Annotated in this window: 15 protein-coding genes; 11 read left to right on the top strand and 4 right to left on the bottom strand. The window is 37.8% G+C overall.

Annotation, left to right across the window (positions count from 1 at the left end; genetic code table 11):
* Positions 1–3,930, bottom strand: a 3,930-nt coding sequence (locus LRP83_RS07210; protein WP_230496021.1) for an InlB B-repeat-containing protein, incomplete at its 3' end; no start/stop codon positions are given.
* Between the two features lie 272 nt (positions 3,931–4,202).
* Between LRP83_RS07210 and LRP83_RS07205 the strand changes: the two genes are divergently transcribed.
* Complete coding sequence (locus LRP83_RS07205; protein ID WP_230496020.1) at positions 4,203–4,817, top strand: PH domain-containing protein; 615 nt, start codon at positions 4,203–4,205, stop codon at positions 4,815–4,817.
* Between the two features lie 469 nt (positions 4,818–5,286).
* On the opposite strand, the gene LRP83_RS07200 is transcribed toward LRP83_RS07205, so the two are convergent.
* Both LRP83_RS07200 and LRP83_RS07195 read right to left on the bottom strand, forming a co-directional pair.
* Complete coding sequence (locus LRP83_RS07200; protein ID WP_230496019.1) at positions 5,287–6,216, bottom strand: DMT family transporter; 930 nt, start codon at positions 6,214–6,216, stop codon at positions 5,287–5,289.
* Between the two features lie 30 nt (positions 6,217–6,246).
* Entirely contained in the window at positions 6,247–7,149 is a 903-nt protein-coding gene (locus LRP83_RS07195; RefSeq protein WP_230496018.1) for a DMT family transporter, read from the bottom strand.
* Between the two features lie 135 nt (positions 7,150–7,284).
* On the opposite strand from LRP83_RS07195, the gene LRP83_RS07190 reads away from it, so the two are divergent.
* The 10 genes from LRP83_RS07190 to LRP83_RS07145 all read left to right on the top strand — a co-directional run bounded on the left by LRP83_RS07190 (position 7,285) and on the right by LRP83_RS07145 (position 16,544).
* Entirely contained in the window at positions 7,285–8,142 is an 858-nt protein-coding gene (locus LRP83_RS07190; protein WP_230496017.1) for a LysR family transcriptional regulator, read from the top strand.
* A 268-nt stretch (positions 8,143–8,410) separates the two neighbouring features.
* On the top strand, positions 8,411–10,210 hold the full coding sequence (locus LRP83_RS07185) for a M14 family zinc carboxypeptidase (RefSeq protein WP_230496016.1): 1,800 nt from the start codon (positions 8,411–8,413) through the stop codon (positions 10,208–10,210).
* 146 nt (positions 10,211–10,356) lie between these two features.
* Positions 10,357–10,506: a YgdI/YgdR family lipoprotein gene (locus tag LRP83_RS07180; protein WP_230496015.1), complete on the top strand. Its 150-nt coding sequence runs from the start codon at positions 10,357–10,359 to the stop codon at positions 10,504–10,506.
* A gap of 731 nt (positions 10,507–11,237) precedes the next feature.
* On the top strand, positions 11,238–11,645 hold the full coding sequence (locus tag LRP83_RS07175; protein WP_230496014.1) for a GntR family transcriptional regulator: 408 nt from the start codon (positions 11,238–11,240) through the stop codon (positions 11,643–11,645).
* Positions 11,642–12,535 (top strand): ATP-binding cassette domain-containing protein, encoded by an 894-nt coding sequence (locus tag LRP83_RS07170; protein ID WP_230496013.1) that lies wholly within the window; start codon positions 11,642–11,644, stop codon positions 12,533–12,535. The genes LRP83_RS07175 and LRP83_RS07170 overlap by 4 nt, the downstream gene beginning before the upstream one ends.
* Entirely contained in the window at positions 12,513–13,256 is a 744-nt protein-coding gene (locus tag LRP83_RS07165) for a hypothetical protein (protein ID WP_230496012.1), read from the top strand. Before LRP83_RS07170 ends, LRP83_RS07165 begins: the two co-directional genes overlap by 23 nt.
* Entirely contained in the window at positions 13,253–13,921 is a 669-nt protein-coding gene (locus tag LRP83_RS07160; protein WP_230496011.1) for a hypothetical protein, read from the top strand. Before LRP83_RS07165 ends, LRP83_RS07160 begins: the two co-directional genes overlap by 4 nt.
* Before the next feature lie 140 nt (positions 13,922–14,061).
* On the top strand, positions 14,062–15,069 hold the full coding sequence (galE, locus tag LRP83_RS07155; protein ID WP_230496010.1) for a UDP-glucose 4-epimerase GalE: 1,008 nt from the start codon (positions 14,062–14,064) through the stop codon (positions 15,067–15,069).
* 522 nt (positions 15,070–15,591) lie between these two features.
* A complete protein-coding gene (locus LRP83_RS07150) occupies positions 15,592–15,978 on the top strand; it encodes a hypothetical protein (protein ID WP_230496009.1) in 387 nt (128 codons plus the stop codon).
* Between the two features lie 359 nt (positions 15,979–16,337).
* On the top strand, positions 16,338–16,544 hold the full coding sequence (locus tag LRP83_RS07145) for a hypothetical protein (protein WP_230496008.1): 207 nt from the start codon (positions 16,338–16,340) through the stop codon (positions 16,542–16,544).
* Between the two features lie 86 nt (positions 16,545–16,630).
* On the opposite strand, the gene LRP83_RS07140 is transcribed toward LRP83_RS07145, so the two are convergent.
* Positions 16,631–16,713: IS3 family transposase (locus LRP83_RS07140; RefSeq protein ID WP_151536060.1), on the bottom strand; the 83-nt coding region annotated here is incomplete at its 5' end.

Below are 16,713 nucleotides of genomic sequence, written 5' to 3'. Positions count from 1 at the left end.
TGGAGCCGAAATGGAAGTATTATAGTTTGTAGTAACCGGAGCAACAGCACTACCACCATTCGAGTTAAAGCTAACCGTATATTGATTAATCGTCCACTTAGCAAAAAGAGTGGTGTCTTGCGTGACTTTCTCTGTCGCAAAATTCCATTCCGTCATCAATCCAGCTTCCTTAAACCAACCGTTGAAAGTATACCCGGTTCTGGTTGGAGGAGTTGGAGCTGAAATGGAAGTATTATAGTTTGTAGTAACCGGAGCAACAGCACTACCACCATTCGAGTTAAAGCTAACCGTATATTGATTAATCGTCCACTTAGCAAAAAGAGTGGTGTCTTGCATGACTTTGTCTGTTGCAAAATCCCATTCCGTTATCAATCCAGCTTCTTTAAACCAACCGTTGAAAGTATACCCGGTTCTGGTCGGAGGAGTTGGAGCTGAAATGGAAGTATTATAGTTTGTTGTAACCGGAGCAACAGCACTACCACCATTCGAGTTAAAGCTAACCGTATATTGATTGATCGTCCACTTTGCAAAAAGAGTGGTGTCTTGCGTGATTTTGTCTGTCGCAAAATTCCATTCCGTCATCAATCCAGCTTCTTTAAACCAACCGTTAAAAGTATACCCGGTTCTGGTAGGAGGAGTTGGTGCGGTTATGGAAGTATTATAGTTTGTGGTAATCTGCGTTACGCCACTGCCACCATTCGAGTTAAAGCTAACCGTATATTGATTGATCGTCCACTTTGCATGAAGAGCAGTGTCTTGCGTTACTTTATCTGTCGCAAAATCCCATTCTGTCGTCAATCCAGCATCCTTAAACCAACCGTTGAATGTATACCCGGTTCTGGTAGGAGGAGTTGGTGCGGTAATGGAAGTATTATAGTTTGTTATAACCGGAGTAACGGCACTACCACCATTCGAGTTAAAGCTAACTGTATATTGATTGATCGACCACTTTACATAAATTGTTTTGTTACTAGTAATGGATGTATTTGCAAAATCAAACTGTGTTGTGTACTTGTTATCGGTATACCACCCAGCAAACGTAAAACCAGTTTTTGTAGGCTGTGCTGGTTCTACAGCTTTGTCACCGTGGTTAACTGTTTGTGAAGCTATCACATTTCCACCATCAACATCAAAGCTAACTGTATATTGATTGATCGTCCACTTAGCATAAAGTGTAGTATCTTGAGTGACTTTATCTGTTGCAAAATTCCATTCTGTCGTCAATCCAGCTTCCTTAAACCAACCGTTGAATGAATACCCGGTTCTGGTCGGAGGAGTTGGATCTGAAATGGAAGTATTATAGTTTGTCGTAACCGGAGTAACGGCACTACCACCATTCGAGTTAAAGCTTACAGTATATTGATTAATCGTCCACTTAGCATAAAGTGTAGTATCTTGAGTTACTTTATCTGTTGCAAAATTCCATACTGTTGATAATCCAGCTTCTTTAAACCAACCGTTGAATGAATACCCGGTTCTAGTCGGAGGAGTTGGTGCGGTAATGGAAGTATTATAGTTTGTCGTAACCGGAGCAATGGCACTACCACCATTCGAGTTAAAGCTAACCGTATATTGATTAATCGTCCACTTAGCAAAAAGAGTGGTGTCTTGCGTGACTTTATCTGTCGCAAAATTCCATTCCGTCATCAATCCAGCTTCTTTAAACCAACCGTTGAAAGTATACCCGGTTCTGGTCGGAGGAGTTGGAGCTGAAATGGAAGTATTATAGTTTGTCGTAACCGGAGCAACGGCACTACCACCATTCGAGTTAAAGCTTACCGTATATTGATTGATCGTCCATTTTGCATAAAGAGTAGTATCCTGAGTTACTTTATCTGTCGCAAAATTCCATACTGTTGATAGTCCAGCATCTTTAAACCAACCGTTGAATGTATACCCGGCTCTGGTCGGAGGAGTTGGAGCTGAAATTGTCGTGTCATAGTTTGTCGTAACTGGAGTAACAGCACTACCACCATTCGAGTTAAAGCTTACTGTATACTGATTGATTGTCCACTTAGCATAAAGAGTAGTATGTTGGATTACTTTGTCAGTAGCAAAATTCCATCCAGTAGTTAACCCGGCTTCCTTATACCACCCATTAAACGTATAACCCGTTCTGGTAGGTGGAGTTGGAGCTGAAATCGTCGTGTTATAGTTTGTCGTAACCGGAGCAACGGCACTACCACCATTCGAGTTAAAGCTAACAGTATATTGATTAATTGTCCATTTTGCATATAGAGTTGTGTCTTGAGTGACTTTATCTGTTGCAAAATTCCATTCCGAAGTCAAACTAGCTTCCTTAAACCAACCATTAAATGTATAACCTGTTCTGGTAGGTGGAGTTGGAGCTGAAATCGTCGTGTTAGGGTTGGTTGTAACGGGAGCTACTGCGCTACCACCATTTGAGTTAAAGCTTACCGTATAAGTACTTTGTATCCACTTTGCATACAATATGACATCATTGCTCGGCATCGTAAATGAGGAACCTGGTGAGTAAGAAGTCCCAGTTCCATTTGAAGCTGTATTCCAACCAGCAAAGGTATGACCTGTTTTTTGTAAATTCCCGGTGTTGCCTACTACAGTAACCTGATCACCTTGCTTATATTGCTTACTATCGGTAGGGGTATTCCCACTAGTATGACCATTACCATCATAACTAACTGAGTATGTTGGTGTCGCAACAGTAGTTAGACCCATGGCCGCGCTACTACCACTTAAACTACTAATGATTCTTAAACCGCGGTCTAGCATAACTAGCATGTAATTGCCCTGAGAATCTACGGAATAAGTTATCTCACTTGTAACGCCTGGTTCTGCAGGTGATATATTTTTTGTTCCTTTTTCCCAACCAGTGGCTGTTTTTTTCATAGCGAAAAAGTAGACCTCTGAATTATCGGATTTCCAGGATTCCATCAATAAGTAAATGTCCGGACCAACAAAATGAACCGATAAAGGTCCAGTTATTCGTGTATGATCCACGTAAATCTGTTCCGTCCTCCAACTTCCAGATGCATTTGTGACAATATAAGAAGTTGTAAGGCTTGAGTAAGCAATATATACAGATCCATTAGAATCAAGAGTTAACGGATAACTCCAGTAATCTTGCAAATCTCCAGTTGAATTAATCAATTTTGTTGCAGCAGGGAAACTAGTGTCCGATGCTTTTTTTGTTGTAAAATAAACGTTTCCGTAATACGAATTTTGTTGGTCTTCTTTTATATAAGTAACATGGACATTATTTCTATTATCAATGACAATTTGTGGTGATTTTAATTCATCAATTCCACCACTTGAGGTAACCATCGTTCCTATTTTCCATGTACCAGACTGATTAGTAGCATATTTCACGTAGTGGTTATGTGGACCAGCTTCATCGTACAAATACACCATATGCACAGCACCAGAAGAATCTACAGCCAAAGAAGGGTCATCAAAATTCTTCCATCCATTGGGATCACTGTATCCTTCAATTTCTGTAAAGGACCAGCTTTTTGTCCCCCCATTAAAATATCCATATTTAACTCCTCGATAACTATTAACTCCACTACCGTCGTAAAATTTAAAAGCTAAATGTAGATTGCCATTTGCATCTGCAACTAATTTTATAGGGCCAGCTAAACTTGTATCTGCAGTCGCTATTTTGGTTACGCTTGTAAAAGGTTCCCAAGTCGCACCATTCCAACGCTTGACAGCAATCTCACTATCGTTAATCATATGCGCGACATACAACTCGTCATTAGGGCCTTTAGCTAATGAACTATATGCCCAAGTATTAGCGCCATACGTATGGACAGTAGTTTTCTTAATTTCATCTGCGGCAGTAACATCAACTTGGCTTATATCCATGTCAGCATTCACTTGTATAGTGCTAAATGATAACAGCACAATCATGAATATCGAAAACCAAAATGAACCCTTTTTCCTCTTCAAAAATTCATCACACCTTTCTATAATTATATTAAAATACTTAGACTAAAGAAAAAGATCATATTTTCCCAATCACCCCCCTAATGAATTACACATTAATCTATTCGTATAACTTTTGATGTAGGACTAATTTCTGAATCACGTACTATGCTTCTGATTTAGAAGAAAACTAGGATAATTGACCCAGAACATCCATACAAATATCGACAATATTTCCATGGCACTCATGTTAAGATACGAAGTGGATTTTATTTTTTGAAAAAGGGGCGATTTCTTTGTTTAAAAAATTAGCAAGTGAAGCTCTAGGTCTTAGTGATATTGGCGAAATTATTAAACCGTCGGATTATGACAAAACCCAGTCTGATGATTATGTATTAAGTGAAGATAATGAAAAGATTTTCTTTCTGATCAAATCTAAAAAAGATGAATATTGCTTTACGAATCTAGCACTTATCCATGTTGATGGAGATTCTGCGGTTAGTTCAAAGCGCAATTTAAGACGCTATGATTATTACCAGCATAATATTAGAGATGTAAGTATTGAGACTGCAGGTACCATTGACTTAGATATTGAGTTAAAGTTCACTATGGGTAATTATGCTCTTTCAATCGATGTGAATAAGAAGTATTCCACAGAAGTAGCGGACATTTACAAAGCCCTTCTTGCGATTTCAATGATTCAACAAGATAATGCTAGACTACGTGCTTACGGTGACGAAAGCCTTCAAAGAGCGGTTGAAGTGATTAAGCATAATCGTTCTGTTGAGGCGAATGTATCTCAGGAGTTTGGGAATATTGCTCAATTTGTGAATATATGGTTGACGGATACTCATCATAAACATACAACAAAAGACTTTACTGATACGTTTCATAAATATATTCATAATTAATACAATCTAATTAGGAATCCTAGATTTGATTCTGTAATAAAGTCATCTGAATTATTGAATGAAAAGCTAGGGTTCACTTTGTGAATTCACGTCTATTTTCAAAAATTGATAGTCCTTATCATGATGGAAAGTAATAGAACAGAGTTGTAGGAGTAATTGGTTAGCACGCTTCCTTTTGTTTCAGGAGGGAGGGAATAACCATTGAACATTACTTGAACTCTTTTTAGAAATTTTGAAGGGGAGAGTGCAGGAGGTTACTGCGCATCTTTTTCAAAAAAACGTTTTAGAGAACAAGGAAACCACCCGAATCCGCCACAGACAATAGGGTGGTCTGCCTTGAATCTAATATTGATTACCACCACCCTGACGGTAGAGGTTTTAAGAGAGAAGTGGTCCAACACTTCTCTGTTTTTTTTTAGTATATATTTCCATTATACAAAAACTTATTCAAATTGGAAAGAAATGTTGTTTATTTGTCCGAAGTAATGGAGCCGTCCCGATGCCACTCCATTTTTTTCTTCTGAATACCAACTACTCCAACCCCAAAAACAATAAATATCCCCCCGACAAAGAAATTAACCCCCAACTCTTCCTTTAATAAAGCCCACCCTAAGAAAGAACCAACAATAGGCTGGAAAAAGAAAAACAGTGACCCGATTCCCGCATCCATGAGCTCCATTCCTTTATTCCAAAGAAAAAAGGCTCCTGCTGTTGAAACCACTCCTAAATAAATCACTCCTAAAATGATTAAAAGGTCTTGATAATAGACGTCATTAGATTGGAGTTCCCACAACATTGCTGGGGTAGTAAAAATAAGCGCAAATAACACAGCATATGTAGTAATCGTTAAGGAAGATAACCGATTCGAAGCCAACTTTACATAGACGGATAACAATGCCCAAGTAATGGCAGCCCCTACTAAAATCACACTTCCGATAAAATTAGACCCGACATTGGTATCTAGGCCAATAACAATCACAACTCCAATTGTCGCTAACGCCATCGCTAAAATTTTTCGAACCGTTAGTACTTCTTTTAAAACAAACCATGCAAAAATAACAATAAAAGCTGGGGTTGCTGATGTGATTAAAGCTCCTGTATGGGCATCAGATAAGTTGGTACCAATAAATTGAAGAGAAATCGATACAAAATAACCAATAAAACCAATCCAAGCGATTAGAAACCAGTCTTTTTTCTTAAGAGAGTCATATTGTTTATGTTTAAACTGAACCATTTTTAAAATCGTAAATAAAAAAACAAAGGCGATGATATAGCGTAACCACACTAATGTTAGAGGTGGGATATAATCTAACACATATTTGCTAACCACATACATGCCACCCCACATACTGGCGGCTAAGGATAGACATAGCGCTCCAAGTAAATGCTGCTTTGTCATGATAAAACCTCGTTCCATCTCCAAATAAAATCACCCAAACTTCTTTTTCCTTGGTTTTGAGATTGAAAGCCTACTTTTATCAGGTATATTCAGTTTAACAGATGACAGAATCACACTAAATAAAACGAGAAATGCTCCGATATACCCATTAATAGACAGGATCTCGTGAGCAAATAAATATCCAAATAAAGCAGCAAACACAGGCTCTAATGAAAAAATTAATCCTGTTCGAGTAGCAGAGGTGTATTTCTGGGCAACGATTTGGATGATAAACCCTAAAGCGCTGCAAAAAATGCTTAGTACAAGGATAGCAATCCAAGCGTTAGCTGTATCTGGCAACGACGGTGTTTCAAAAATAAACGAAAAAATCAAACCGTACAAGGCGGCGAATCCCAATTGTAAAATGCCAAGATTTAAAGTATCTACTTCCTGAGCCGCGAAGCTTACGACAATAATATGAATCGCATAAAACAAGGCAGTTGCAATACATAATAGGTCTCCAAGAGTGATTTTAAAAGGAAGCTGAATCGTCATTAAAGCAATTCCAGTCATCGCCAACAAAATGCTGATGATTAGCTTTAACTCTATTTTCCTCTTAAAAACAAAAATGCTGATAAGGGGCACAAAAATAACCGTTAAACTGACTAAAAAGCCTGCATTTGAAGTGGACGTTGTCTTTAAACCAAATGTAATCGCGATGAAGACGACAAATAAAATGAACCCTAGTAGACTAGCATATTTAAAGGTTTTTAAGTTACTATTCCGCAGTCTTCGGAAAAAAATCGCTGATGCAAGTAAAAAGGCAAATCCAAATCGAAGGGCAATTAAATTAAACTCCCCAAGTGATTCTAATCCCATTTTCATAAAAAGATAAGATGATCCCCAGAAGAGGGTAACTAATATCAGCAAAAGGTCAGCCTTTAGTGGTTTCAAAATCAGTTTCCTCCTTTAGATTGTAGAGAAAATTCAGTGAATTAAGTATACTAAGTAAAAATAAACAAGTAAAACGAATGTTATTTATAGTTAGCATGAATAAAATTCATGTAAAAGAAGCGGGAGGATGACCCTTTGAGTATTAATAAGTACAAAATATTAATGAAGGTAGTCGAGCTCGGCAGTCTGACGAAAGCAGCCGATGCCATGGGATTCACGCAATCTGCTGTCAGTCATACCATCAATAGTTTGGAAGAAGAATTCGGATTTCTATTACTTACCCGAAGCCGTTCCGGAGTGAAATTGACGGTAAATGGAGAACAAATGGTGAAAACGATTCGTGAAATTTTGAAATGGAATGAACATTTGGAACAGGAAGTTGCTTCTATACATGGACTTGAAATAGGGACCATCCATATTGGTACCTTCACAAGTGTATCTGTTCACTGGCTACCTGGGATCCTCAAGGATTTTCAACAGGATTTTCCCAATATAGATTTTAAAATAAAAGAAGGCAATTACCGTCAGATTGAGGATTGGATAGCTGATGGGAAAATCGATTGTGGTTTTCTATCGCTTCCAACTCGGGACATGTTTGACGTCATACCTTTGCAGAAAGACCAGATGCTTGTTGTGTTGCCAACCGACCATCCATTAAGCTCCGAATCTGTCCTTACGTTATCCCAAATTGAGAATGAGCCGTTTATTATGCCGAGCAAAGGCTCAGATGATGATATCAATCGGGTTCTGGAAAAGGCATCGATTAAACCAGACATTAAGTTTAAGGTTGGTGATGATTATGCCATCATGGCGATGGTGGAAAAGGGACTTGGTATCAGTATTCTCCCAGAACTCGTTCTTCGGGGGCAACAGCGAAATATTCGGATTGTCGAGCTGGAGGAACCGTCGTATCGGTCGCTTGGTATCGCAGTGAACTCGTTGAAACAGATTTCCCCAGCGGTTAAACGGTTTTTGGAATATGTGCAGAAGTGAAGTAAGGGGGAAGTTCGATATTCCATTGATAAAATCAATTGATAGTAAAAAAGAAGCTAAATACCTATGCACAAATAGGTTTTTGGCTTCTTTTTTTAATGAAATTTGCAAATTTTAGAGGAGAACTTGGTGAAAGGTGATACATTCACGGAAAGAAATGAGTATTCATTGGCAAAGATAGTAACCCCCAAAAATGAAACCTTTTTTTAGAATAATTATAGTATCCGCCTAAACATAGATATATAACATCCAAGACCAGGAGGGGACTATGAGAATACTCTATTTATCATCTTTACTGTTCACCATTTCAATTTTCCTTTTTTCACAAAAATCAGAAGCCTCTACCATCGTAGATACCACCAATACATATTCCTACGAAGAAATGGTTGCAGACATTAAGTTGCTGCAGAAAACCTATCCAGATCTCATTCAATACGAAAGCATTGGTAAATCTGAATTTAATAGAGACATTATGGCAATTAAAGTCGGAAAAGGGGAAGAAACTACTTTAATTAATGGTAGTCATCATGCACGGGAATGGCTAAGTACCATGATTGTCATGGAGATGATAGAAAGCTATGCGAAAGCCTACAACTCTAATTCTCTAGTAGGTTCTTATTATGCAAAGGATATGCTAGATGAAATTTCTATTTCCTTTGTCCCGATGGTGAATCCTGACGGTGTCACTCTCCAGCAACGCGGCTTAGAGGCTTTTCCAAAAAGTCATCATGCAAAACTACTAGCGATGAATGGTGGTAAAAGGGATTTTACGAGATGGAAAGCAAATGCGATGGGGATTGACTTAAATAGGCAATATCCTGCGAATTGGAATTCCCCCACAGAAGAAAAAAAGCCGTCCTACATGGGCTATAAAGGCATTCGTCCTTTTCAGGCAAAGGAAGTCATTGCGTTACGTGACTTTACTTTTAAAATCAAACCGAAAATTTCTGTTGCCTATCATACCTCTGGAAGAGTTCTCTATTGGCACTTTCACAATAAAAAAATCAATTATGCCAGAGATTTTCGCTTAGCCGATCAGTTTAGTAAAACGACTGGCTACCGATTAATGAAGCCTGAAACAAACCCAACTGGTAAGGGATATACGGATTGGTTTATTCAGCAATTTGGGCTGCCAGGATTTACTCCCGAACTAAGCTATAGTGTCGGCGAAAGGCATGTGCCCGTTGCTGTTTTTCCAGAGGAGTGGAACCGAAACAAGACGATTGGGTTATGGTTGCTAGCGGAAAGTTATGATCTAAAATATCCTACTAAAAATATCAAGCCATTTCAGGAAAGTGTTACGGTTGCTGAAAACGTTTATGCCTATAGTAAACCCTCCTTTTTAGGTCGTAAAAATGAAAAGGTTAATGCTACACAAACTACTCAAGCATTCGAAAATTATGGTAATTGGTATCATATCGAAACGGCTTTAGGAAAAAGGTGGGTTTACTTGCCGTATGAGTTGAAAACCTTCCCAGAAAGAACCTTTTTGGATGTAGCTAAAAGTCAATGGGCATTTACATCCATCAAAAATATGAAGGATTTGGGATGGATGAATGGGATCTCTGCTACCCATTTTGGTGTGAATAATGGATTAACACGTGAGCAGTTAGCCGTCATTTTAGTTCGCGCTTTAAAGCTACCAATCCAAATCCCAGAACAACCAAGCTTTGACGATATACCTACAACCCATTGGGCCTATAGCGCTATTGAAACAGCAAAAGCAAATCAGCTTATGAACGGTGTGAATCCAACTACCTTTGGTAAAGGGAGAACCGTTACGAGAGAACAAATTGCAGCTATATTAGCAAGAATCTCGAAAAAAACCCCTACTACAAATGAAGCAAATCCATTTAATGATGTGGATGCCACTCACTGGGCTTATCAAGAAATTCTACTAATGAAGGAACTAGGAATTTTCAAAGGAGTTAATGGAGCATTTAACCCAGGCGAAAAATTAACAAGGGGACAGTTGGCTGGGGTTTTAGATACACTTAATCGAGATTATCCTGAGTTTTTTGTTTACCTAAATAATGAGGAAGCAGAGGAAGAAGTCCCTGCTCCTTAAAAGATAATTAACGGAATAAACTTTAACACAATAAAGCGGTGGGGGACTGTCCCCCACCGCTTTACTGTGCTAAAGTTTACTTGTGAAGAGTTCCTACATATTTCCAGTGGGGTTGGGGATATTAGAAGAAAAGGAGGTTATGGACGATGAAAAAGTTCTTAATGATGCTTTTCTTATCTATGTCTCTTTTCTCGTTAGTTGGTTGTGGAAATGATGAAAAACCGGAAGACGATGAAGATGTAGAAGACGTAGAGGAAGAAGATGAAATTGGTGATGGTGAAATTGATGATGAATAGCCATCTTTAAGAATGTAGAAGCAAGGAGTGATACTCTTGCTTCTTTTTTTATTGTGCTGCTAGACGGTCGTTTGCACTTTTCTTAGTTAGAAGCTGAGCGTAACTAAGAACTAAATTACCTATTTTGAGGTTTTGTTTAGTGCTCGGAAAAGGAAGGTTTGTAATGAGAAAGTGACAAAGTCTGAAATATGTTTTAGAAAGACCGATATAATGCCAGCAGAGTCCGATATAATGCCGGGAAAGTCCGATATATAGTTAAAAGAGTCTGATATATAAGTGTACTGGTGTGTGTTAAAGAGCGAGGGATATACGTCTGCTGGGGGATTTGTGGCAGAGTTGTGAAAAAGTCGGAATCAACGCGGAATTGGTCGGAATAAATGGATAATTGGTCGGAATAAGCGCTGGAAAAGTCGGAATTAGGCGTCAATTAGTCGGAATAATGGTAAACGCTCGGAATTTAACTGAAAAAAACACGCTTAAGTAATGAGTTCTAGCATCTCCTGATTAAAAAATACATGACCGTTTGTGATAGTTACGAAAGTTTAAAAGAAAATCACCTCTCTTGGGGTTAAATCGTACCGAAAGCAAGGGTTCTTCCTCTTTTTTTAAAGAATGCCTATCTATATTTGCTTCGAGAATTATCCAACTCCAAGGATCAAGTAAAAGGTTATTATTTTTTAAAATCCTCTTGAATTATTTTCCAATAAATAATATACTACATTACATCAGTAATGCACTATAACAGGGAGGAGGCGGAGGTTATTCTTAACGCAGATGGTTCAAAGCCTATTTATGTGCAGATTTCCGAATGGATAGAGACGGAGATTATGAATGGTCATTTGGAGAGTGATCAGAAGGTTTACTCGCAATATCAATTGGCCGAAATGTATACCATCAATCCGGCAACGGCAGCAAAGGGATTAAATCTACTTGTCGATGAAAATATTCTTTATAAGAAGCGGGGGCTAGGGATGTTTGTTTCGCAGATGGCTAAAGAGATGATCGTGAATAAACGGAAAAGTCAAACGCTAAAGCGGTTAGTGCAGGAGCTTGTTCTTGAAGCACACCGTTTGCAAATAAGTGAAGCAGAATTAATGGAGATGATTAAAGCGGAACAATCGGAGGTGGGGAACGAATGAAGGTAATCGAATGTACGGGGTTAACGAAAACGTATTTAAGGAAGCCTGTTTTAAATAATCTCACTTTTTCTATTGAGGAAAATACGATCACAGGGTTAATTGGACGCAATGGAGCTGGAAAGACTACTTTACTAAAAATCTTAGCTGGTTTTATTCAGGAAACATCAGGTAAGGTTCGCGTTTTTGATGACGGTCCTTTTAATAGTTTATTTGTATCGGCTAACTCCATTTTTGTGGATGATCAAATGATTTTTCCACCCGCCCTTCAGCTTCAAGAGATATTAGAAGTGGCTGGTAGCTTTTACCCGAATTGGGATATGAAATTGGCAAAGGGCTTGGCAAAGTACTTTGATTTTGATCCGAAAAATTATCACAACCGGTTATCGAAAGGGAAAACTAGTACATTTAATTCAATTATCGGCTTGGCCGCCCGTTGTCCTTTAACAATTTTAGATGAACCGACAACCGGTATGGATGAAGCAGTTAGAAAAGACTTTTACCGCGCTTTGTTAAAGGATTATCTCGCGCATCCACGCACGATTATGATTTCTAGCCATCATCTGAATGAAATAGAAGATTTATTAGAGGATGTTCTTTTAATTAAAGACGGGAAGAAGCACCTCCATCTGCCGATTTCAGAATTAAAGGAATGGGCGATAGGGATAAAAGGACCAACGGAAAAGGTCCTTGAATTAACAAATGGGGAAGAACTGATTTATGAAAATCGTATCGGAGCAGGTACGATGTATGCCGTTGTGAAAAATAATTTTGCCACGTTGGAAATTGAAAAGGCAGGGCTTGAACGAACTCCAGTCCGAGCAAGTGATTTATGTGTCTACTTAACGAATGATAGCAGGGGAGGAATAGATGATGTCTTTAACCAGTGCTAATATGAACGTAGTGGTGAAGCGGCAATATTTGTTTAAATTAAAAGCAAATATTGATGCCTTTAGTTCTCTAATTGGAATACAGGTGATCGCCTTGCTCTTCTCACTAGGTGGTATGGGTATGAGTGGATCGAGCTCTTCATATTTTACATTGACGGTGAGGAGTTATTCTGCTGATGTCGTCTTGGCTTTTACGATGATTTGGGGGCTTGTCACAGCGATTACTATCACAACTAGACCTTATCGAAACTTTGACTTTACGTTTGTCACAAATCGATTGACCAGTAACCTTTCCAATGTATTATTTTTAGTAACAGCTAGTTTACTAGGTGGTGTGACTTCCATATTGTCAGGATACTTAGTCAGAGTAGCGGGCTACTTTTTCTTAGGGCACACCTTATATAGCTCTGAAATGGCAGTGGGGGAACTGATAATAGGGATAATTGCAGCTAGCTTATATATTCTTACGGCCAGCTCCATTGGCTATCTCTTTGGGACATTAGCTCAAGTAAGCAAGGCATTTATTATTGTGATACCTGCCCTTCTTATCGGATTTCTGTTTCTGGATATTTCATTTAATCCAATGCCGATCCAACAAGAAATCTATCAGTTCTACTTTATAGAATCATCATTCATCCTCTTTTTGATAAAAATTTTGCTCACAACAGCCATTTTATTTGGTACTTCTAGTATCCTATTCAATCGAATGGGGGTAAGACAATGAGCCTTATCCTGCCTGCTGTTTTGATCATCCTTTTCTTTATCTTTGCCTTCATGCTGAAAGTTTGGAGAAAGTATGTGACGGTTAAAATTACTCATTGGCTATTAATGATATACACGGTCATTCTTATCATCGCAATGGCTGTTACACCTTTTATTTCAACTGATTTTCCAGCCCGTGCGGAAGGGAACAAAGATTCTTGGCTTGATTTATATAAAGATTTACATTTTGGAGCTTTCGATCGGGTTAATCCTGAATATATCGTACAGAGAGAAGTTTTTGATTATGATCAACCGACCATTAGGATTTCATCCAATCGAGAAGAGGATGGCACTCACATTTATGTTGAGCGAAAGGACACGAATGATGGGAAAATAGAGGGCTTTGTGTATAACACTGGTTTTAATATAAATGGGTATCAGTTCACCGATATTCTAGAGCCTATTCATCTTGAACTGAACTATGATACTTTAGAAATGAATCACCCTGCCATTCAGGATGTTACGATCGCTATTACCGAAAAAGAATTCCCAATCACTCAATTTAATGGACAAAAACGAACGAATGTCACTACAATGGGACCGGACAATCAAGCCATCTACCTACGAATTCCGGCAAATGTAGAAATTAGCAATAAACATATTAATATGACATATGTTGAAAAATAGGCTTAGTTGAGCAGTAATACATCTCTAAATTTGTCGAAAGGGTATGGTTTTGCCGTTATCATTATTGTGTTAAAGTAATACAGTGTAGTGATAGTGCGAAATAGAATTCATTTTTAAAAATATGTAGGAGTTGTCATTTCATGTCTATATTAGTAACGGGCGGTGCGGGGTATATCGGCAGTCATACTTGCGTGGAACTACTAAATGCAGGGTATGACATAGTTGTCATCGATAATTTTTCAAATAGTAAAATTGAATCATTGAATCGGATTAAAGAAATCACGGATAAAGAAGTAACCTTTTACGAAGTCGATTTACTGAATAGGGAAGCGGTAGAAAATGTTTTCAAAAAGCATTCTATCGAAGCTGTCATTCATTTTGCTGGCCTTAAGGCAGTAGGGGAATCAGTGGCCATCCCTCTTCATTACTATCATAACAACATTACAGGAACACTCATTCTTTGCGATGTGATGAAACAATATGGCGTTAAGAATCTAGTATTTAGCTCTTCGGCAACCGTTTATGGTATGCCAGAACGTGTGCCGATTTCAGAAGATTTTCCACTAGGCGCAACTAATCCATATGGCCGCACAAAGTTAATGATTGAGGAAATTTTAAGAGATTTATATGTTGCGGATAATAGCTGGAGTATCGCGCTGTTACGTTATTTCAACCCAATCGGTGCTCATGAGAGCGGTCGAATCGGTGAGGATCCAAATGGGATTCCGAATAATTTAATGCCATTTATTACTCAAGTGGCTGTAGGCAAGCTGAAGCAGTTAAGTGTATTTGGTAACGATTATCCAACTGTGGATGGATCGGGAGTGAGGGATTATATCCATGTTGTTGACCTTGCTCATGGGCATTTAAAGGCACTTGAAAAAGTAATGTCAGCCAATGGAGTAGAAGCGTATAACCTAGGTACGGGAACTGGGTATAGTGTGCTAGAAATTGTCGCTGCATTTGAGAAGGCATCTGGTGTTGAAGTACCATATCAAATTGTGGATAGAAGACCAGGGGATGTGGCCGTTTGTTATGCGGATGCGACTAAGGCTAAAAATGAGCTTGGTTGGGTGGCTACCAGAGGGATTGAAGAGATGTGTCGGGATTCTTGGAAGTGGCAGAAGAATAATCCGAATGGTTACTAAAGCAAGAGGAAGGATTTCCTATGCTTCATTGATAAGTTAACATACCTACTAGCTCAGCTCTGGGATCAGAGTTGGGCTCTTATGTTATTAGGAAACAATAGTAAGAAGGATGATGTTTATACTTCAAGAATCTATTAAATTACACATTTCTGAGTATTACTTTCTGAAAAATTGCCAATACTTTTATTAAAAAGGTAGAGGGCTGTGGAGAATGAGGACACTATTTTTGTTACCTGTTATCGTTATTTGTGCCATTATAGAGGCTATTAAGTTATTAAAAAACAAAAAGGAAATTTCAGAGTTTCGAGTTGAGGGGAAATCATAATTTTAGTCTGAAGATACCGGTTTTTTCTGATAGCTCTGTATGTCTATAACTTCATTTTTATTTTATCAAACTTTTCCGTGTTTGCCATTGATTCGCCATTTCCTACCACTTTTACTAATAGTCAAAAATCCATTTCTGAATTATAATTATTTTCAAAAAGGTTTCCAGATTTGTTTATGGTGGAGGAAGAAATGAATATGCGTAACAGACTATTGTTTATTTTATTGATTTTGTTATTAGCTGCTTGCGGAGCGAAAACAAAAGAGCCTATTATTGGTGTGCAAACCTTGAAAAATGATGAGGGATCGAGATCAGTTGTAAGAATGCATTATTTTGATTCGAAAGAGGAAGCTTTAGATTTTTACTATAAAAAAGGAATCATCGATTTTGTGATGATGGTGCATCCCGATAAAGAAGAGAAGAGCTTATTTAAGGAAATCGATGCAAAAGACGAAAATGGAACAAAGTCAGTAGAGTTCATACAAGAAAATGGTAATCATGCGGAAGACTTAGCATTTATATTTTTATATGAGGAATTAGGGTTAGGGATTGAGTGTGCATTTAATGGGAAAGAGTGTAAGTAAGCGTGAGAGGTAAAGTGCATCAAAATAGTAAAGGGCAATGATTTTTTGATAAAATCACTGTCCTTTTTTATTTTAAAATTAATGTTATAACGCTATAACAAGTATTGCTGTTATTTCAATGAATTTGTTCGTTTTATAATACTAGTGAGGTTATTATGATAAAACATTGATATATCAATATTATTTACGATTATTTTAATATTTTTACTTTTTAATCCCCTGTTCACATGAAATTTGGATTATGTTACTATCAATACGGTTTTGGGAATGTTGTATTAATTAAGTAATGAATAAACAACGGATCCAAGTCATCATATTTTCCAAAATCTTGATACTAAAAAATTTCTAATACGGGGTGTATGATGAAAGTAGACGAATCAAACCAGTTGGAAAATATGATTATTTTAAAAGAAATATGGAATCTAAAAACCAAAATGAGCGAATTATATCATCAAAAAGGTCCAGCCTGTTCCGACTATATCTCTCTTTCATTAAAACTAAATTTACTTGTTAATCAATATTTTGATGAAAAAATGGTAAATTTATATGGAGCCAGTGATAATTAAGGGATACGAGCCCTTGGAGAATAACAAAAAGCCTACTTCTTTTTAAGGAATGAAGTGACCCCTAAAAGTTAGACACGGTTATTTCATTAGGCAGCTTGCTCAAAATGAGTTCGGTATTGTACCGGACTCATTTTTAATTTTGCCTTCATCCGTTTCGTATTATAATATT

This window comes from Pseudoneobacillus rhizosphaerae, from assembly GCF_917563885.1.
In the GTDB taxonomy this organism is placed as follows: Bacteria; Bacillota; Bacilli; order Bacillales; family Cytobacillaceae; genus Pseudoneobacillus; species Pseudoneobacillus rhizosphaerae.
This window is presented reverse-complemented; position numbering and strand designations above follow the sequence as displayed.

What these genes read in the sequence shown, in the direction of transcription:
- LRP83_RS07160 (WP_230496011.1), top strand. Translation starts at nt 13,253, where the DNA reads ATGAGCCTTATCCTGCCTGCTGTTTTGATCATCCTTTTCTTTATCTTT.
- galE (WP_230496010.1), top strand. Translation starts at nt 14,062, where the DNA reads ATGTCTATATTAGTAACGGGCGGTGCGGGGTATATCGGCAGTCATACT.
- LRP83_RS07165 (WP_230496012.1), top strand. Translation starts at nt 12,513, where the DNA reads ATGATGTCTTTAACCAGTGCTAATATGAACGTAGTGGTGAAGCGGCAA.
- LRP83_RS07200 (WP_230496019.1), bottom strand. Translation starts at nt 6,216, where the DNA reads ATGACAAAGCAGCATTTACTTGGAGCGCTATGTCTATCCTTAGCCGCC.
- LRP83_RS07150 (WP_230496009.1), top strand. Translation starts at nt 15,592, where the DNA reads ATGCGTAACAGACTATTGTTTATTTTATTGATTTTGTTATTAGCTGCT.
- LRP83_RS07180 (WP_230496015.1), top strand. Translation starts at nt 10,357, where the DNA reads ATGAAAAAGTTCTTAATGATGCTTTTCTTATCTATGTCTCTTTTCTCG.
- LRP83_RS07145 (WP_230496008.1), top strand. Translation starts at nt 16,338, where the DNA reads ATGATGAAAGTAGACGAATCAAACCAGTTGGAAAATATGATTATTTTA.
- LRP83_RS07175 (WP_230496014.1), top strand. Translation starts at nt 11,238, where the DNA reads ATGCACTATAACAGGGAGGAGGCGGAGGTTATTCTTAACGCAGATGGT.
- LRP83_RS07170 (WP_230496013.1), top strand. Translation starts at nt 11,642, where the DNA reads ATGAAGGTAATCGAATGTACGGGGTTAACGAAAACGTATTTAAGGAAG.
- LRP83_RS07185 (WP_230496016.1), top strand. Translation starts at nt 8,411, where the DNA reads ATGAGAATACTCTATTTATCATCTTTACTGTTCACCATTTCAATTTTC.